The organism is Pseudoneobacillus rhizolycopersici (assembly GCF_054786815.1).
This window is the reverse complement of record NZ_JBTOOE010000010.1, coordinates 48,713-67,913: the sequence shown is the minus strand read 5'-3', so window position 1 is coordinate 67,913 and position 19,201 is coordinate 48,713. Positions and strand designations below refer to the sequence as shown.

Here is a 19,201-nt window from a genome sequence, read left to right as displayed (position 1 = left end):
AAATTAATTCTCCTGCTCCGTTTTTATTATGTGGTAACCTTATCCTCTTGGCAATAATAGTAACAGAAATGGTTGGGATTTAATTTTTCACCGGTGATTCGTTGGATTTTTTCATTCCAATTATATCGTGCACCCGGTTTAAAGTATTGATGAATGAGCATGTCACCTGTTGCTTGCGTGAAAATCTCTGGTGAAATGGAATTCTCAATATAACGAAGTAATTGAGCCGCCATCAGTTCACCAAGTAAATAGTTTTGGTAATAGACCGGTGCTAAGGTAAAATGGATTTTTGCAGCCCAGTCCGGTTGGTCGGTAGAATCAGGTGGTGTGACTAATTGGATTTCATTGACGGTTTTCCACCATAAAATGTTTAAATCTTGATCCGGATTTTCATATAATTCCTTTTCAAAAAAGACAAAGGTAATAATCCATCTCGCGGAAATCAACATCGCTAGCTTTTGCAACTTGTGTAACTCAGGTGTTCGTTCTAGCAACACTTTTTCGTCCATTTTTAGAAATTGACGTAACCACCGTGGATCTTTCCCCATTTTGCCAAACATCATTGCAATGGCTTCTGTCGTTAATGTATGACTACAGTTACGTAGAATAAATGGTAGCTCGGAGTCGACATATTTAAAATAAGCCGCATGACCAAATTCATGTAAATTGGTTTCCATCCAATAGGAATCTTCCTTTAGATTGCATAAAACCCTGACATCACTTTCACGATCGATGTCGATACAAAAAGCAGTTGGATTTTTCTTTTCACGTGGAAATAAATCGCTCTTTTCATATAAATCGTCAATCGTTATTCCCATTGCTTGGAAAGTTTCGGTTGTCATTTGCAAAATATCTTTTTCGACAAAGAAAGGATCAAAATTCGTTTCGTCTGAGGGAGGGGCTTCTTGGAAAAATGGGTCAACATAATGCCAAGGGCGTATATCAGAAACTGCTATTCCAAACTTAGATGCTAATCGTTCATCTAGCTCCATTTTCATCGAACGATAGGCGCTATCCGTTTCTTTAATTAAATCTTGAAAGATGGAAAATACTTCGGCTTGGTCCAATTCTTGCAAATCGTAGCTCATTTGGTAATGATTCTCGTATCCTAGTAATCTAGCAGCCTCATTACGCTTTTTGATGAGCTCGATAAGGTCTTTTTCAATTACTTTTCCTACCTCTTTGCTTGCATACCATACTTTTTTACGTAGCTCGTGATCATCACTGTTCATTAAAATCTCTCTAATGTCATTTGCTGAATATTGCAGACCATCTACTTCGGGAGTAAACGTATTGAACAAGAGATTTAAATCAGAAGACCGTTTGGACAAATCTGCAATCAGTTCTTCAGGCAATTGGTTTTCCTTCATAGTATTCATAAAAAGGAGTAGTTGTCGTCTTTCTAGTTCTGTTAAGTCATCTTCCTCTAAATACTGCTTTGTTTTTTCGTAAAGGTCTTTTTGTGAAAATAGCAAGCTTAATTTTGTTTCAGCCTCGCTAAGTTTGTTGGCCCATTCAGGATCACCCGTCGTTTGGGCCATCCAGACTGCTTCAGTAACATTCCTCATTAATAATTGCATTCCATCATTTAATTCTTGTAAAAAGGTTTGCGCAGTTTTACTCAAGACTTTTTCCTCCTCGATAAAAAATGATTAGCCGTCCAAAACGGTAAGATATCAACGTAATTGGAGTTGTTTCTACTGTAAACTAAACGGTCGGTTTAATGCAATGTTTCTTACTAATTCTGAAAAGATGTCTATCAATTGAAATATTCTTTGATTAGATGACCGAGTTGTTGAGATTGCTCGATGACTGTCCAATGACCGCAATTTTCCATTATTTTTAATCTGGTGTGTGGCAAGTATTTGATAAATAACTCGTCTAGGTGAGTAGGAGTAATAATATCTGCATCACCTTGTGCAATAAGAATGGGAACGGAGCTTAAAACGTCTAATTTCAGGCTATCAGCATATTTATCAATGATTTCCTGCCCTAAGATTCTATTTACTTCGGCGTTGCTTTTGGTCTTCGTTTTTTTAACAAGGTTTTCAGGGGAGTGCAGATAGCAAGGGTCAATGATTTTAAAAATCTCAGAAACTTCTACCGTTCCTTCCCGGTACTTCTGCATTAACCTATCAAGTATTTGTTTGTCCTGGGGAGAAAGGCGATTCATTAATAAATCCGAAAATTGAAGATAGCCGTCTGCAGTTGCTCCAACCGCCGCAGTCAGAAAGAGTTTATTCACCTGACCCGGGTATTTGGAAGCATACAATAAGGCAAGCATTGATCCCCATGATTCACCGACTAGATTTAACTTTTCCAACTTTAAAGACTTGCGTAGCTCTTCCAGCGTTTCCACTTCTTCTTCAAAGCTATACCTTTTATGAACATCCTCCTCAGACCGCCCGCAGCCTCTTTGATCGTAAAAGATTAGCTCACACTTATCAGCTAAACCTTCTAAATGCGGAAGGAAAAAGCGGTGTTCACCACCTGGTCCTCCGTGTAAAAAAACAATGGGAGTTCCAGCCCCCATCCTTTTCGTGAAAATCTTTAAACCCCTGACATCAAAAAATTCCTCAGTCGACATACGAGAAAACCTCCTAATCCATATTATTAAAATGACCGGTTAGTTTAAATTTAAACACTAATTATTAAATTTTTCAATATATTTATGGTGCTGTTTATGGTGCTGTTTATGGTGCCCATTTATGGTGCCTGTCACCAACCTGCTAGTTATTTCCAATTTTCGGTCATAACTAATGAGAGATTTGGGTTGGAATGGGTCAGATTTTGTATGAATGGGGGGCATTCTGTTGGAATTATAGAAAAAGCAAATTAGAATTTAACTTGGTGCCAGGTCTAGCTCTCTTTGATGATCAAAAGTTGGTGGGGAAGTAAAAAAATGATTGAAAAGGGGGGGCTCGACGGGATTTTTGTGATGGATATAGACTTTTTCCGTCGAAAAGTAAAAGATTATTTGTTTTTTTAGGTGTGAAATGAAAAAAGGACGCTTTTTTTTAGAATTTTTCATAGTTTGGAGTAAAGTGTGGGAAGTTTTATTTCCAACTTTTTGAGTAAATGCCCAACTTTTAAGGTTTATTCCCAACTAAAAAATTATATGCCCGACTTTTGAGCACTTATTTCCAACTTTTGAAATTTATGCCCAACTTTCGTACACATATGCCCAACTTTTTGAGTAAATGTCCAACTTTTAACGTTTATGCCCAGGTTTTCTTGGAAATGCCCAACTTTCCAAGTAAATGCCCAACTTTCCTTGTATATGCCCAACTTCAAGAAAACCGAAGTAAGTCTCCCGATTAAGGGGCAAAACCAACTTCTTCTCCAAAAGAAACCCCAGTAGGGCGAACACGAGAGCCGTCCCCGTGTTTCACTCCCCACTAATTAAAATCCCCAACAGGTAATGGTCCAATGCCTCATTTAGTAGCTCTTGGAGGGAATCTGTTCCGTTAGAGATGACCCATGTGACGAGAGAGCCGATGTAAATGGTGTTGATGTCCTTTGCTATCGTCTCAGGTGAAATGTTGGTGGTGACCATCGCGTGCTGTTGTCCATATTGAATCACTTCTTCGGTAATCGATTGAAATAGTCCGAACATCTTCCTAAGCAATTCTTTATATTCTTCATTTATCGTTAGCAAATGCATCATATTTTGAGTGAACATTGGTGTGGTATGTAGGACAGTGGCCATGTTGATAATCGAGTTTTTTAAATTGTTGAATATGTCCTTGTCTTGTTGATCCATTTGCTCCTTCATGCTCATTCGAAAGGTTTCTAGCTGATTTACATCAAATTCGTATAAAATTTGCTCCTTGGATTTGAAGTAGGCAAAAAAGGTCGGCTTGCTGACTCCAGCTTTTTTAACAATTTCGTCTATCGTCGTCTTTTGGTATTCCTGTATTTTAAAAAGTTCCATGGCCGCTGTCATCAGCATGTTCTTCGTCATGGCTTTGTTTTGTTCTCTTTTCAAGATTCATTCACCTACTTAATTAATTTGAAAAAAATTCCTTTACAAAAAAGAAATTTCATTTTATATTTTAAATGTTATAACAATTTTAACCGACAGTAAAGTTTTTTAAGGGATAGGAGGTGGAATATTGAAAAATCAAAAAATGTTATGGTTGCTGTTACTTATTTTGTTAAGCCGGACGATTTTTTCTTTATTTGCCCAAGGAGTTTTTTCCTGGGGATCACAGTTCACATCCAATCCACTCGATTTCCTGGATGCGGGGAAATGGTGGACGGTTTACGGTTCGTTGGTTGACCTTGGATGCTTGGCTTTAATGGTTTGGATTTTAAGGAAGGAAGGAACGGAACTCAAATCAATTATTGGATTTTCACGTGCAAGGATAAAAAGTGATGTCATACATTCTCTACTGCTTTTGCTCGTTTTGTTGCCGTTAACCGTTTTATGGGGAAATCTCATCTCTTTACTTATTTATGGGCAAGTATCCAACCCCATCCTAGCCGGTCCGCTGCCGTTGTGGGGAGGACTTTACAGTGTTTTGATTTGGCCAATTGGCTGGGCGGTGATGGAGCAAGTTATTTATATGGGGTATGGTTTACCGAAACTAGTCGATATCTTTAGAAATAAGGTGACGGCGGTTATTATTGTCATGTTTTTCTGGGCCTTACAGCACACCGTTCTGCCGTTGACTCTTGATCCTAATTATTCTCTTTATCGGTTTCTAACTGTCATTCCAATGGTGATCATTCCAATTTACTTCTTGAAAACTCGTCGACTCGTTCCTCTGATTTTTGCGCATGCCATAGCTGATTGTATCTCCGCACTATCATTCTATTTTTTACCGACTGGCTGAAATATCAACTAATATAGAAGGGGAAATCCTATGATTCTATTAAAAAATTTAAACCTGCTGCTCCGTCTGTTGTTAGAATTAGGTGTCCTGTTATCCATTGGTTACTGGGGATTTCATTTAAAAAGTATTTCAATGGTACGATTCGGAGTAGGTGTCGGGGTACCGATCATCGTTATGGTAGTATGGGGGATGTTCATTGCCCCTAAATCTGCTTACCTCCTCCCCATCCCATGGCGAATCATTGGGGAGGTCGTCGTTTTTGGACTAGGAGCGTATGCCCTTTATGCATCGGGACATCAAGCTCTTTCTAAAATCTTTTCTATTCTAGTAGTCGTCAATATGATCTTATTGCTGTATTGGAAACAATAGAAAACAAATGGGGCAGGTTCCCTTTCGACCTGCCCCTTTCTGTTATGCGACTTATTGCCTTTCAGATTGGCTGCGACACGGGAGGATTTTTATAAAAATACTGTTGCAGTTACAACGAATAGACTAATGCAGGCGATTCCAATTAATGCCCACAAATTGCTAGCGGTTTCTCCGTCATTATCCCTATTAACATCGTATTGCTATACTATTATAATGATTTTTAGATGATAGGAGGTGCAGGTGTGAAGGGTCATACACATTTAGCGATCGGATTGGGGATTGGCGCCATTGCGTCATTGAATCAACCGCTTGAGCAAATACCGATTCTGATGGTTACGTCCGGGGTCGCTTCACTTGCTGCTGATCTTGATGGAAACAATCTATTAAATAAACATGTAACGAAAACAGTTAAACGATTCAAGAAAGTTGGCTTGGTTTTAGCATTGGCATTGATAGGGCTGGCATTGGGTGCTCTGTTGTTAAAAGAAATTTCCTTCCTAACTGGAGAATGGTACACCATCCAAAATAAACTTCTTCTATTGGGTGCAGGTGCCGTGATGTTGGGCTTTGCTCTTAGAAGTCAGGAAACGTTAAAAAATATCCTCATGAGCGTCATTGGTTTGGTCCTGATTTATTATGCAGCTACCAATGGGATAGGATGGTTAGTTTTGTTCTCTTGTTTCGTTGGGGGAGCGGGATGGTTTTCACACCGTGGAGCCACGCACACGATTTGGGCGTTCGCCTTTTGGTCGGTGATGTCGTACCTTCTCGAGCAAGATACAGGGATAGAGGGATTGGCTATTGTTTCATCTCTTTCTTATCTGTCGCATATCATCGCTGACATGTTGACAAAACGGGGGGTGAAATTTTTGCACCCGTTAACGAGTAAGGTGTTTCGGATTAAATTATAGTCTTACGCCAAATTTACTTCTTTCACGTTATATCACTATACAATGCGAAAAAAGAAGAATTTTGCGTATAGGGAAAATGCCCTTTGAATTAGTTAGTTGTAACGGAATTCAATCAAACGTTTGTTTGAAAATTACTTTTTGGAAAAAACGATGTCACTGTGTAGGGCTTTCCACCAACATGCCTGTCCCATTAGGATGGGCCTAAGCAAAACGCTGATTCTTTGAGAAATCATGATATTTGTCCAAACAAACTTCGCATTTTTTAATATATATGTCCCTGAGGATGTTTTTTATCCAATATTTTCAGGTGGTGAGAAGAATGTTTGGATTTTGTGGATACGGCGGCGGTTACGGCTATGGCTATGGCGGTGGATTCGGCGCAAATAGCTTTGCATTAATCGTTGTTCTATTTGTTCTACTAGTCATCGTCGGAACAGCGTTCGTCAATTAAAACGAACACCTAACAAAAAAAATTTTTGTTAAACCCTAAAAGGGAAAGGGGCACCACGAAACGAATCGTGGTGCCCCTTTATTTATTTGTGATTCCAAAAATTAGGATATTGGTGACAGGCACCGCATCCGCCTGTCGCTATTTACTTGGAGTTTTGCCACCATTCCTGTACAATCAAAAAATCAGATTGGAAAAAGGCAGAATTCCAGGAAATCGTAAAATAGCAAACTCGTAAGGGAGGAATAATTTTGATAAAGGCTTTAATATTTGATTTCGATGGTACCATTATTGATACAGAGACTTTATGGTTTAAGGTTTTTAAAGAAGTACTAGCAGAAGATTATGGAATTGATTTACCCATTACTGAATTTGCTAAAGTTATAGGGACTACGGACGAGGTTTTGTATTCTTATATCGAAAGTCAACAGAAGGGCTCCCTAGATCGGGTTACGTTGAAAAGAAAAGTATATGAGCGGTTTCAAACATTAAAAGGGAGCCTTGTTCTCAGGGATGGCGTGGAAGAATTAATCGAAGAAGCCAAGAGATTAGGGTTGAAACTCGCCATTGCCTCAAGCTCTGAGCGAAAGTGGATTGAGGATTTTTTAGTTCGTTTTCAAATCAGAGAACATTTCCCAATTATTAAAGCAAAAGAAGATGTTTCGAAAGTAAAGCCGGATCCTGAATTATACCATAAAGCTATCGAGGAACTAGGAATTCTCCCACATGAAGCGATAGCAGTAGAGGATTCCGTAAATGGAAGCATTGCTGCTCTTTCTGCAGGAGTTTCTACTATCGTGGTCCCTAATGAAGTGACTAGTTTTCTAGAATTTGACCCGCAAGCGCTGATTTTTAATCGTTTTGCTGAGGTTAATCTTCGTGAATTATGCTAAGGTACTTATTTTTTTAAAATGGCTGTGTTAAATTAGACTGTTGATTTCCGCTACAGGCACTCGCTTTCCGCGGGGCGTCCGGTGAGCCTCCTCGTCACTTCGCTCCTGCGGGGTACAAATGCTCCCTCTTCGAGGAGTATTTTACCTAGGTCTCACCATTGACCGCTTCATCCCGCAGGAGTCGAGTGCCTTTCGCTGCAATCAACAGGTGCATAAAACAACATGTATCTTTAACACAGCTTTAAAAATAAAAGGAGCTGCTAAAAACAGCGCCTTCTCAGTTATTTTGAAGGTGTAAATTTCATTTTCATGGCTTGGGCCATTAATACTGGAATGTCTGTGTTTTCATGTAAACCTTTGAATAGGTCAGAACCTGGGCCAAATGCATATAATGGGACATCGACGCCAGTGTGATTCGAGCTAGTCCAACCAACTGAAGCGCGTTCTGAAATGACTTGGTTGATGGCGATATCTGGATTTGATGCCGCTTTAATTTTTTGGACTTCCGCATCTTTTAGGTCTAGAGTGGTGTATTGTTTTACCACTTCTTTAATATTGCTGCGAGTCGAATCTAATTTGCTCGCCATTCTGCCGCCAGTTGCGGTTACCTTGCGAAGAATCTTCAATTTTACTTCTCTATGTCCATAACCTCCAACCGACATCCCGCCTGTATCATGGTCACCGGCTACAACAACTAACGTGTTTTTATCCTTTTTAGCAAATTCAAGTACGGCTGCTAAAGCTTGTTCGAAGGCTTCTGTATCCTTCATCGCCCATGCTGCGTCATGAGCATGTCCTGCCCAATCGATTTGACTTCCCTCCACCATTAGGAAAAAGCCGTCTTTATCCTTTTGTAAAACTTCCAATGCTGATTTTGTCATTTCTTCTAGGCTAGGCTGCTCGGTTGTGTCACGGTCTAATTCAGGAGCCAGCGCATCAACGGCGAATAATCCGATTAATTTTGTCGACTGTTTTGCTTTCTTTAATTCGCTTTTATTCGAGATGATATCATATCCGTTTCCGGTTGCTTCTTTTAAAATAGAATCCGGGAAGTATTTCTTCCCCCCACCAAGAATCACTTCTACATCATTATCGATTAATTGTGGTGCGATATCCGCTTCGTTCACACGTGACGCAACATGCGAGGCGAAAACCGCCGGAGTAGCATGTGTGATTGTTGAAGTGGCTACTAACCCTGTTGCTTTTCCGTTTTCTTCAGCGGCTTCTAGAATGGTCTTTAACTTCTTACCGTCTGGTGAAGTACTGATCATGCCATTATTCGTTTTTACTCCTGTTGCGAACGCTGTTCCAGCGGCTGCTGAATCCGTTATTTCCGAGTTAGAGGAGTATGTACGGTGCATCCCAACCAGCATCGAATCCATCAATGATTCTTCCCCTTTAAACCAACGGTAGTTTGTTGCATAAGCGGCAGAATAACCATCAGGGACCATGAAAATGACGTTTTTCACTTTACCATTATGGTCGTTTGATTTCGCTTTTGCATTGGACACGAGCATACTAGTGCCAGCAATAGTCCCTAACGCAAGAGCAGAAACAGCAGCGATCGATAGTACAATCTTTTGAAAACTCTTTTTCATGTTTTTTCCCTCCAAATTAGTTTTACTTACAATATAGAGTATATCCAGCGAATGTTAATTCAACCTGACCAGTGTGTAAAAACGGCCAAAACCTATTAAAATATGAAAAACAAAAATAGTGTTGCCTGTCACCAATCACCTAAAATTTAGGTGATTGGTGACAGGCACTCATTTTTAGTCCCATATCAACGGTCTTTCAATTTGCAGCATTCTTAAGTATTGTAGTAGTTGTCCGGTATGGACGGCGTCGTGATAGGATTTTCTTTCTAGGGTATCTCCAAGGGTTCGCCGAATTGGTTTATGCGGCCAGCTAATATATCTAGTACCAAGTTCATTTACATCCAGTGTCTTGATGAATTCGCTGAATTGGTTTTGGTAGACTCTCGACCAGCCGATTTCATCTTGCAGGTTGGTGAATGGTTTTTTCGCTAGATGTTGTAATTCTTCAGCGGTAGGCAGCCTTTCTTCCTTTAAAATCATGAGCCAATAAAAATCATGCAGCAAAACATGACGAATGATTTCGCTAACTGATTGGGCGTTTTTATCAGGTTTCCAGCATAGCAGGTCGTCAGGAAAAGCGGCTGCGGTCATGAGAAAACGTCGACGGCATTCCTGAAAATCTAGTAAAAATAATTCTAATGAATTCAATTTAAATTCCTCCCTAAGTCATTTTCAAATTTATTGTAATTTATGAATAGTAAGATTATCATCGAAGTATGGATTACATTTATTGGTTGGGGGAAATAAAATGAACTTTGATCCGTTTGTTTCAGAGGTTGCTTCCCTTGTTAGTGAGCAATCACGGTCAACGATGCTATTAACCTTATTAGATGGTAGAAAATATACGGTTTCCGAGTTAGCTATGATGGCAAAAATAACCCCTCAGACAGCCAGCTTTCATTTAACGAAAATGATCGAAAAAGGGATAATAAAATCCGAAAAATTAGGGAGACATAAATACCTCTCCATCGCCAACTCAGATGTGGCAAGTGTCCTAGAATCGTTTTTGGCACTCTCACCAGAAAGAAAACCGAATTCTTTCAGAGCGGTCTCCCGAACAAAAGAAATCCATTTTGCTCGAACCTGTTATGATCATTTAGCCGGTAAACTCGGAGTCGCAGTAACGAATTCCTTATTACAAAACCACTACATTTACGAGCATGAAGAAAACTTTGAATTAACATCAGTTGGCGAACATTTCTTCAACTCTATAGGTATCGACCATAACCAACTAAGAAAGAAAAGACGCGCTTTTACCTGTAAATGTCTAGATTGGAGCGAAAGAAAATTTCATCTAGCAGGAGCACTAGGGCATTCCCTATTATTATATTTTCTTGAAAATAATTGGATGGAAAGAATCCCTTCCACACGGGCACTGAAAATAACAAATAAAGGTAAAAGTAGCTTGAAAGATGTTTTTGGGATAACAATTTGAAACATAGGGACAGTTCTCGTGTTTCATTCGATTACCCAAATAATGAAAAAGTCAGATGTGAGTTAAAAAATTTTTTAAAAAAATGATAGATCTCTAACTTTAACTGCATCTTTATATGTAGAAGGGTTGAAATGGGGTATGTAAATACATGAAATCAAGGCTGGAGATGCTATCTCCGATTGAACCGGAGCACGACATTTTCTATGAAATGAGATTCAACCAACAGCTAGTTGAAAAGGCGCGGAAAGGGGATCAGGAAACATTTAGCGAGCTTGTTAGGATGCATCGGGCTAAGAAATATTACTAGATTTTATGAAAAATTATTATGCGGAAAAATGGGTTAATTAATGGAATGGGATGAAACATGAGAACCGTCCCCATGTTTCATTAACCAGTAAAAAACAAAGGGGAATATCATGTTGCAGAATTACTATGAGTCTTTTATTCAATTATCGGATAATCAGAAATTATCGTATATCGGTTACGGGGAAACAAATGAAAACACAGTGATTTTCCTTCATGGATTTGGATCCTCCGCCAGTTCCGTTCATCCAGATCCAAGCATACTAGATAAATATAATATCCGTTTCTTTGCCATTAATCGTCCTGGTTATGGAAGCTCGGATACGAAGACGGACTATACGATGGAGGATTTTGCAGATGCAATTAATGACCTTCTAGTCGCGAAAGGAATCCAAAAAGCTGCTATTATTGGCTGGTCTGCTGGTGGATTATACGGACAGGTTTTCACAGACAAATATTTTGAAAAGGTAACAACCCTTAACTTGGTTAGCAGTGCCATACCTTTAAATAGTGATACCACTAAAAAAATACTGCCGTCAAATTGGAAAATGATTAGGAATATGAACATGTACATACCGTTTATGACAAAGGTGTTTTTTAGGAGTTTCAGCAAGAAATTAACGAAGAACTTGGAGAAGGCCATTCAAGAATCTATTCAACAAATGGTTGAAGAGGATAAAAAAATTGCCACTGATCCAGCCATGCAGGCGGTCATTACGAAAGGTGCGGTGGAAGGATACCAGCATAATGGGTTGGCAGTCTATTACGATGCTCTAGCATTGTGCAATAAATATAGAACCAACAGAGAATCGGTTCCAAATGTGAAAGTGAATATATGGCAGGGTGGCAAAGACACGGTTTGGACAGCGGAGACTTCTAAATATCTTCGAGAAAAGTATCCAAATTCTATTTATTCTTTTGTAGAAAAGGAAGGGCACCTACTATATTTATCACATTGGGATGAAATTCTTAAAAAGTCGGTGGGAGAATAAAGAAGGATATATTGATAAAAATATAGACAACAAGAACCTCATTTCGTTCCGTTAGGGTGAACCCTACCTTAAGGAAATGAGGTTTTTTCTATTAAATATAACAGTATCATAATCTACATAAATTCATTTTATTAAAATCAACCAAAAACCCTACGGTTTTCTCACTTCCAAAAAGACTACTCGCAATCCCTTATCATAGCCACAGTGTGTATTCGTTTCATTTAGGAGAAGAACTGTCTTTTTCTTATATCAAGAAAGGGAATGTGAAATTAATAAATATGAAAAAACTAGGCTATGATAGGACTATACAATAGATGAAAACGGGGTGAGGAAATGCCTGAACATTTCGAAGTCATTTTGAGGTCCATTGCTTCATTTAGTTTATTACTAATTGGAGCAAGGATTTTAGGTAAACAAACGATATCGCAAATGACAATGTTTGATTTTGTGGCAGCCATTTCGTTAGGTGCCATTTCAGCGAATTTAGCGTTGAAACGAATGGAACACTAACAGTGTTAAAAAAGCCACAATTTAGAAATGTTACACGACAGGATATAATGTTTGCCGTAATGCCTGAGCAGAAATTACCTATTGAACTTATTATGGATGGAGAAATAATGAAAGAAAATTTAGAACAAAATAATCTAACATTCTCATGGCTGGAATCGGAGTTAAAAAATCGTAATTTAACAAAACAGGAGGTTGTTTATGCCGTAATGGCAGCCAATGGTAATATGTATGTTGATACATATAAAGATCATATTCTTTCCCCGGTTGATAAAGAATAATTCATTCCGTTAGCTAGTAAATGATCATTATACGATAGCGACATAGAACAAAAAGAATAAACCACAAATGGGCAAATGTTGAATGGAACTTTGCCTATTTGTGGTTTTTTGAACTTCTACTTGAGTAGGATAAGACTTACTTCTTTTGAAATATTATATTAATAAAGTTTAAATAGAGGTTATTTGTATATTTTGAATAATGAAAATAATACTCGTTTAAATATTATTATTTGGTATCAACTTGGCAAAACGTTGCTACCACAGTGTTTTTGCTCCTGTGTAGGCCTTTGGAAGCATTACTATTTTCGTGGTTTTTGTTACTGTATTGTAATTCGAGGTACATACTAGTGTAATAGATTATCTCTATACTAAGATACTATTACGGAGGAAGGGAGTGAAAAACACTACTAGACAAATAGATGTTAGGAGAGAATAAAATTGATAAAACGAATTCATTCTATTTTTATGACAGCTACGATGTTTCTGTCTACATTAGTCATTCCTGCTTATGCGGAGAAGGGTGAAACAGAAGGGACCAAACCCTGGATGAACACCCAGCTCTCTGCAGAGGAGCGAACCGAGCTACTTCTCGATGAGATGACAATGGAACAGAAAATCCAGCAAATCGCCATCTCGCGCTTTAATGAGAATGACACTGGTGAGACGGTCGTCATCAAAAGAGGTGGTACTAGTAAATATATGAACGGAGAATTCGCACCACAGGGTACCCTGCCCGGGTGTGAGTGGCAAGACACCGGCCGGCAGATCCGTGGGATTGAGGAACTGGGCATTCCCACTATCCGAATGACTAACGGAGGTACGGGCGTGAAGGGTGGATCGTGTGGCAATGACCCAGAGGCGACGGGCCTGCCGTCCACTCTGTCCATGGCCGCAACCTTCAACCGTGAGCTGAACTATGAGGCCGGCCGGATCCTAGGTGAGGAGACCCGTGCCTTCTCGCATCACGTGCTGCTTGGACCGGGCATGAACCTCGTGCGTCACCCGTATAATGGGCGGAACTATGAGTACTTCAGCGAAGATCCGTATCTGACAGGTACCCTGGCAACCGAGCAGGTTAAGGGTATTCAGGATCAAGGGGTTCAGGCCCAGCTCAAGCATCTGGCTGGAAACGAGCAGGAGACCGAGCGTTGGACGATGGGTGTCCAGGTTCCTTCACAGGCCATGAATGAGTTGTACATGCTACCCTTCGAAATGACCGTCAAGGATGCTGACCCGGCTTCCGTGATGTGCTCTTTCCCGGATGTCAACGGCACTTATGCTTGTGACAGCTCTGAACTTCTCCAAGATGCACTAAGGGATAAATGGGGCTTCGATGGTTACGTCATGAGTGACCGTCGCGCCATTCACGACACAGTTGCTGCCATAAAGGCGGGCACAAATGTTGAGCTCGATTGGGCACCGCAGTACTATACCAAAGAGAAAATCCAGAATGCCCTCGACTCGGGTAAAGTAACCGAGGACGACATTGACAATCTGCTTCGTCCAAGGTACATCAAGATGATTGAATTCGGCCACATGGATGAGCCTTATGACAAGTTCTTGCCGGAGATCGTCGATCCGATGGCGAACGGCGCCAGCGTACGGAAAATGGCCGAGGAAGGGTCTGTGCTGCTGAAGAACGATAACGGCTTCCTGCCACTGGACGGCAAGCCGAAGTCAATCGCACTAATTGGACTCGAGTGGTTCGTAGGTGAGGCAAAAATGTCCCCTCGCTCCGTTCGGGACAACAACGAGAATGTTGTAGCCCCTTATACGGTCACCCCGCAGGAGGGTCTAGTGAATGTAATCAAGGAGTTGGGCTATGACACTGAAGTGACGTACAACGATGGTCGTGACCCTAAGGCTGCCGCTAAGCTAGCCGCTAAGTCCGACGTTGTATTGCTAATGGTCGGCGATAACCCACATGAGACTGCGGACCGTCATACTCTTGGCTTCCCAGCTATCGATCTCAACGTGCACCCCGAACGAGAAGACTGGGTGGAGCAGGAGCCGTTAATCGACGCCGTTCTAAAGGCCAACGCAGAGAAGACGGCTGTGGTCCTGAAGACCTCCGGTACGGTGCTCATGCCGTGGCTGGATGATGTCCCTGCCGTACTCCAAGCGTGGTTCCCAGGCATGGAGGATGGCAATGCCGTCGCTAACCTACTCTACGGTAAGGTCAATCCTTCCGGTAAGCTGCCTGTGACATTCGGTGCCACCGAGCGTGAGGCTGCCTATGCGACCGAGGAGCAGTACCCTGGAACCCGTCAAGACACTGGCAAGCCAGGTGGCCCTGGACCGTACGGTGACGGTTCTGATCAGTTAATTGCCAAGTACTCCGAGGGCCTCGAGATGGGCTATCGCTGGTACGAGGCAAACGACGTGAAGCCGCTCTTCCCATTCGGTTACGGCCTGTCGTACACGACCTTCGAATATGACGATCTCAAGGTGAAGAAGGTCCGCGGTAAAGGTAACGGCAATAACGGCTCGTTGTCCGGTATTGACGTAACCTTCACTGTCACGAACACTGGTGACGTTACAGGTAAAGAAGCGACACAGGTCTACCTGTCCTTGCCGGACAAAGCTGGGCAGCCAACCAAGCGACTTGTCCACTTCGAGAAGGTTGAGCTTAAGCCTAGTGAGAGCAAGCAGGTGACTCTACGGATTAACCATGCTGATTCTAACCATCCGTTCTCTTACTTCATTCCGGAAGAACCGGACAACCTCGAGAATTGGGCTGATGGCGAGTGGGCAACTGCTGACGGAAAATACCGTGTGCATGTTGGCGGTTCCTCGGCAGACACTCCGTTGGAAAAAGATGTCCCGTTGAACTTCAAATTGGGTAAGAATGAAAACAAAGGTAAGGGTAAGGGGAACTCCCGTCGATAGACCCTTGGTCGTGGGATGACGTTGATGACTGCTAGGGAAATCAAGCATCTAGAAGGTGGTGAGCCCGCGGGTTCGGCGAATCGAGTCCAGTCCAGCGGGCTCACTGTTTTTCGTGACGCCTAACATGGGCACGAGAGGGGCGAAAAGAGACAAGGAAGGACGCGTGAAGTCTAATGAAGGGATCTATTTGGAAAAGCAAGCGAGGTCCGAAGAATTGGTGGTGGGCGATCTTTGGCTTAGTGCTCCTCTTGACCTCATGCACCGCCGGGGAATCCGACGTGCTGGTCAAAAACGATGACGACACGGAACCCGTACCATCCTGGCGCAGCGAATGGCAGGTCCCTGGCCTGGTGGACCAGTCCGGCTCGCCAATTGTGGTGGCGAAGCCGAATCAGGCCATGGGAAGGTCACTGTACGTCACTGATTTCGGAGCAGATCCCAATCCGGACTCACACGATGACGCGGCAGCCATCAGGAAAGCCCTAGACATGGCCAAACCGGGTGATGAGGTCGTACTCCCGGCCGGTACTTATGATCTGCGCTCCACTGACCCGGCCGACAAGACGGCGAACATCGTGTTGCGCAGTGGCGTGGACCTGCGCGGCGAGGGCCAGGAGAGAACCGTGCTATTAACCTCCCTCGACGGCGAGGATGACAGCCGGGTGATTCGCGGCTCCGGTGTCCACGATGTTATCGTTGCTGACTTCACCATCACTTCCCGTCATAAGGGTCCTCTCGGCAACGACACCGACGAGGGAGACACGGGTGGCGGCCCCATGTACGGGGTCTATCTCGGATCATACGAAGGGCGGGCTAGTTCCCGAGTCTTGGTGGAGAACCTGGGCATCCGTAGGTTCGAGCGCCACGGCATCTCCGTCAAGGCCAGCCGTGAAGTGACACTTTCTAAAAACTACATTAGTGAGGCAACCGCCGTTGGCCCCGGCGGTCAGGGCTACGGCATCGCTATCGAAGGCTCAAGGAACCAGCATGACCCGGATACCGCTAATGATTCCCGGCACAACGTCGTCATCGGCAATACTTTCGATGGTAGGCATCTCCGGCACGCTATTCTGCTGCAATTCCCTACACACAATAATCTTGTGGCGGAGAATACCATCGTTGACAGCCTCCTCGATGCCATCGACCTGCACGGCGAGGGTGAATACCTGAACGAAATCCGGGACAACACGGTCATCGGCGGGCAGCAGGCAGGCATCGCCCTGGGCAATTCCGGCGGGTCCAAGAACAAGCATGACGCCTCAGGTCCTAGAAACTGGGTGCACTCTAATAACCTGATTGGAAATCGTCAGGGAGTTCTCGTTATCTTGGGAACTCCTGACACTCTCATCGAGGACAACAGAATCACCGCCGGGGAGGATTCGAAGGCAGGCATCGAGGTCCGCAATGCGCCCGGCACGGAATTGCGCGGTAACCACATCACTGGAGGGACTGACGGATTCTGGGCGATTCGGCTCAGTGAAGACCGCGGTTCTCACGGACGGGGCAAAGGAATCCCTTCTGGCATCAAGATTGAATCCAACGTCATTCGACAGACCGCCAATGGGATTAGGATCGATGCCGGAGAAGACATTAGCCTCGTCGAAAACATCGTTGATGGCATCGATGGAGAGGTGTTGAGGGTGGCCGACGGAATCGAGGTAAGCCGGTCGGCCATGCAATCCAGCTCCACCAGGGCACTATATGATAAATAGATGCAGTTTTTTTAGGACGCAGGGGCAGTAGCCCGTGCGTCTTCATTTTGCACTGCTGAAGATACTAATTGTGCTAAAATGAAAGGATATGCGATCTAGAGGAGACATTGGAATGACTGTGAGGAAAAATGAAAAGCTTACTATACTAGCTGTGGCACTGGGCACTATCCTTAATCCATTAAATACAACGATGATTACAGTAGCATTACCAGCCATTCAAAAGGATTTTCAACTGAGTTCAACAAATATTTCATGGTTAATTGCTTCTTATTTTATTATTAGTGCGATTTTTACTCCATTAATTGGAAAGTTAAGTGATATTTATGGGAGGAAATTGATCTTTTTAAGTGGTCTTATGCTGGTAGTGGTATCATCCATTTTGGCACCATTATCTCCGAACATGCCTATGTTACTTGCGATGCGTGGTATCCAAGCCATTGGTACCTCCGCGCTCTTTCCAGCCGGAGTTGGGATTATCCGTCATACCATTCAGCACAATCAAAACCGTGTAATTGGGACATTAGCTGTTTTTGCCACAACGTCTGCTGCATTCGGACCAACGATAGGTGGAATGCTCATTAAGTTCGGAGGATGGCCGGTTATTTTTTATGTGAACTTGCCGATATTAGCACTCGGAATTGGATTAACGATCTTGTTTGTCCCGAAAGATGAGAAGAATACAGCAAAATCATATAAGTTGGATGGAATTGGAATTTTATTATTTAGTTTATTTATCACTTCTTGGATGGTCTTTTTACTTGGACTCGAGCAAGGTGTTAGAATCGGAACTTTGATTCTTGCGTTTATCCTAACGGTTATTTTTTACCTATACGAGAAGAGAAGGGATGAACCATTTATCAATGTGAATTTCTTTCGGAAAAACTTGAATGTAGCACTTATTTTTGGGCAGTACATTTTATCAACCGTCCTATTTTTTGCCGTACTGTTAAGTTTCCCAACATTTATCCAAAGTACGTTAGGTGCAAGCTCGCAAATGGCTGGAATCGTCATGCTATCGCTTTCGATTTTTGCCATGATCATGACACCTATCGCAACTAGATGGATTGAGCGGAAAGGATTTCGAATTCCGTTATTGACCAGTGTGTTACTTGGATTGGTGGGGGTTACCTTACTTTTTACTGTTAAGGACCATTCTACATTAGTGTGGATTGGTATTGTGCTTGCGGTTACGGGAATTAGTAATGGGGTACAGAATATCGGACTGCAAAATTTGTTGTATACCTTTATTGCTGTTTCGGAAAGTGGGATTGCGTCGGGGTTGCTCATGACATCGAGATTTATTGGGAATATCCTTGTTTCAATGGTCCCACGAGCCTAAGTTAAGTTTGTAGGTAACGATGAGTGCTCGTGGATAATTTTCCAGGATGCTTGTTCTTTTTTCAATGTGAATGTAAATCGATTAGCGGTTTGACGCAGTTTTTCACCTGATTGAATATGAGCGGCATACTTAACGGTTCCATAAACAATAGCTAGACTAGAGTTTTCCTCCACGACTAAATTGTCTAACTCGACATTAAGATAGACACCGTCCTGCCTTAATCCATTAAACCAGTCCGTCACCATTTCTTTCCATTGAGAAATTCCGTTGTATTCCCAGCAATCCCAACAATCAAAAATATGAATCTCAGAGTGATAGGAGGATAGAAATTTTTCCACATCTTTTTCGTACACGGCTGTTTTATAGTTTTGAAGAACGTCGAGGACGGTTGGAAATTCAACACTCATATTTACCTCTCCTTTAGATGAATAGATTTTTATTCTAATGATACTCTAATAGTGGGAAAATTCAAAATCTATTTTAAGGATAGGCGACACGCTCCAAAATCAGCCAATTATTGATGGTTGGGATATCTTTTCATATGGAGGAATGATCATGATTAATCTTTAGCATAGGAATAACTCGTAAACCCTTATGTAAATGGGTGAAGGAGGTTTTATTTTCATCTCTAGATTCTTTTTAAATAACAAAAGATAAATGATTAAAATATTTTTTTTTTCAAAACC

The 19,201-nt window shown here is 42.1% G+C and carries 17 protein-coding genes and 1 pseudogene; 12 read left to right on the top strand and 6 right to left on the bottom strand.

Annotated features, from left to right (window positions below; genetic code table 11):
* Positions 1-26: 26 nt before the first annotated feature.
* From ACX9YW_RS12250 to ACX9YW_RS12240, 3 genes are all read right to left on the bottom strand, one after another.
* The gene (locus tag ACX9YW_RS12250; RefSeq protein WP_460346704.1) at positions 27-1,625 is read right to left on the bottom strand and encodes a M2 family metallopeptidase; all 1,599 of its coding nucleotides are present in this window, start codon (positions 1,623-1,625) and stop codon (positions 27-29) included.
* A gap of 134 nt (positions 1,626-1,759) precedes the next feature.
* The gene (locus tag ACX9YW_RS12245) at positions 1,760-2,587 is read right to left on the bottom strand and encodes an alpha/beta fold hydrolase (protein WP_460346702.1); all 828 of its coding nucleotides are present in this window, start codon (positions 2,585-2,587) and stop codon (positions 1,760-1,762) included.
* Positions 2,588-3,388: 801 nt separating this feature from the next.
* On the bottom strand, positions 3,389-3,988 hold the full coding sequence (locus ACX9YW_RS12240) for a TetR/AcrR family transcriptional regulator (protein ID WP_460346700.1): 600 nt from the start codon (positions 3,986-3,988) through the stop codon (positions 3,389-3,391).
* 127 nt (positions 3,989-4,115) lie between these two features.
* Between ACX9YW_RS12240 and ACX9YW_RS12235 the strand changes: the two genes are divergently transcribed.
* From ACX9YW_RS12235 to ACX9YW_RS12215, 5 genes are all read left to right on the top strand, one after another.
* Complete coding sequence (locus ACX9YW_RS12235) at positions 4,116-4,838, top strand: CPBP family glutamic-type intramembrane protease (RefSeq protein WP_460346698.1); 723 nt, start codon at positions 4,116-4,118, stop codon at positions 4,836-4,838.
* A gap of 30 nt (positions 4,839-4,868) precedes the next feature.
* Positions 4,869-5,207, top strand: coding sequence for a YrdB family protein (locus ACX9YW_RS12230; RefSeq protein ID WP_460346696.1), 339 nt, complete (start codon positions 4,869-4,871; stop codon positions 5,205-5,207).
* A gap of 242 nt (positions 5,208-5,449) precedes the next feature.
* Complete coding sequence (locus ACX9YW_RS12225) at positions 5,450-6,118, top strand: metal-dependent hydrolase (RefSeq protein ID WP_460346694.1); 669 nt, start codon at positions 5,450-5,452, stop codon at positions 6,116-6,118.
* A 319-nt stretch (positions 6,119-6,437) separates the two neighbouring features.
* On the top strand, positions 6,438-6,569 hold the full coding sequence (gene yjcZ / locus ACX9YW_RS12220) for a sporulation protein YjcZ (RefSeq protein WP_460346692.1): 132 nt from the start codon (positions 6,438-6,440) through the stop codon (positions 6,567-6,569).
* Positions 6,570-6,820: 251 nt separating this feature from the next.
* On the top strand, positions 6,821-7,459 hold the full coding sequence (locus ACX9YW_RS12215; protein WP_460346830.1) for an HAD family hydrolase: 639 nt from the start codon (positions 6,821-6,823) through the stop codon (positions 7,457-7,459).
* 281 nt (positions 7,460-7,740) lie between these two features.
* Here the strand turns inward: ACX9YW_RS12215 and ACX9YW_RS12210 are convergent, their stop codons facing one another.
* Both ACX9YW_RS12210 and ACX9YW_RS12205 read right to left on the bottom strand, forming a co-directional pair.
* On the bottom strand, positions 7,741-9,057 hold the full coding sequence (locus ACX9YW_RS12210; RefSeq protein WP_460346690.1) for an alkaline phosphatase: 1,317 nt from the start codon (positions 9,055-9,057) through the stop codon (positions 7,741-7,743).
* Between the two features lie 174 nt (positions 9,058-9,231).
* Positions 9,232-9,705 carry a DinB family protein gene (locus ACX9YW_RS12205; RefSeq protein ID WP_460346687.1) on the bottom strand — a complete coding sequence of 158 codons (474 nt, stop codon included), beginning with the start codon at positions 9,703-9,705 and terminating at the stop codon, positions 9,232-9,234.
* Between the two features lie 100 nt (positions 9,706-9,805).
* Here ACX9YW_RS12205 and ACX9YW_RS12200 point away from each other — a divergent pair, with 100 nt between their 5' ends.
* The 7 genes and pseudogenes from ACX9YW_RS12200 (at position 9,806) to ACX9YW_RS12170 (ending at position 18,515) form a co-directional block, all read left to right on the top strand.
* A complete protein-coding gene (locus ACX9YW_RS12200) occupies positions 9,806-10,492 on the top strand; it encodes an ArsR/SmtB family transcription factor (protein ID WP_460346685.1) in 687 nt (228 codons plus the stop codon).
* 148 nt (positions 10,493-10,640) lie between these two features.
* Positions 10,641-10,799, top strand: a complete 159-nt coding sequence (locus ACX9YW_RS12195; protein WP_460346682.1) for a hypothetical protein — start codon at positions 10,641-10,643, stop codon at positions 10,797-10,799.
* Between the two features lie 109 nt (positions 10,800-10,908).
* A complete protein-coding gene (locus ACX9YW_RS12190) occupies positions 10,909-11,787 on the top strand; it encodes an alpha/beta fold hydrolase (RefSeq protein ID WP_460346680.1) in 879 nt (292 codons plus the stop codon).
* A gap of 333 nt (positions 11,788-12,120) precedes the next feature.
* Positions 12,121-12,575 (top strand): annotated as a pseudogene (locus ACX9YW_RS12185) (YetF domain-containing protein).
* A 438-nt stretch (positions 12,576-13,013) separates the two neighbouring features.
* A complete protein-coding gene (locus tag ACX9YW_RS12180) occupies positions 13,014-15,464 on the top strand; it encodes a beta-glucosidase (protein ID WP_460346677.1) in 2,451 nt (816 codons plus the stop codon).
* Between the two features lie 173 nt (positions 15,465-15,637).
* Positions 15,638-17,176 carry a right-handed parallel beta-helix repeat-containing protein gene (locus ACX9YW_RS12175; RefSeq protein WP_460346674.1) on the top strand — a complete coding sequence of 513 codons (1,539 nt, stop codon included), beginning with the start codon at positions 15,638-15,640 and terminating at the stop codon, positions 17,174-17,176.
* A 112-nt stretch (positions 17,177-17,288) separates the two neighbouring features.
* Positions 17,289-18,515: an MFS transporter gene (locus tag ACX9YW_RS12170; protein ID WP_460346671.1), complete on the top strand. Its 1,227-nt coding sequence runs from the start codon at positions 17,289-17,291 to the stop codon at positions 18,513-18,515.
* Here ACX9YW_RS12170 and ACX9YW_RS12165 read toward each other — a convergent pair.
* Entirely contained in the window at positions 18,512-18,922 is a 411-nt protein-coding gene (locus tag ACX9YW_RS12165; RefSeq protein ID WP_460346670.1) for a YybH family protein, read from the bottom strand. The two genes, ACX9YW_RS12170 and ACX9YW_RS12165, sit on opposite strands and share 4 nt — an antisense overlap.
* Positions 18,923-19,201: the final 279 nt, after the last annotated feature.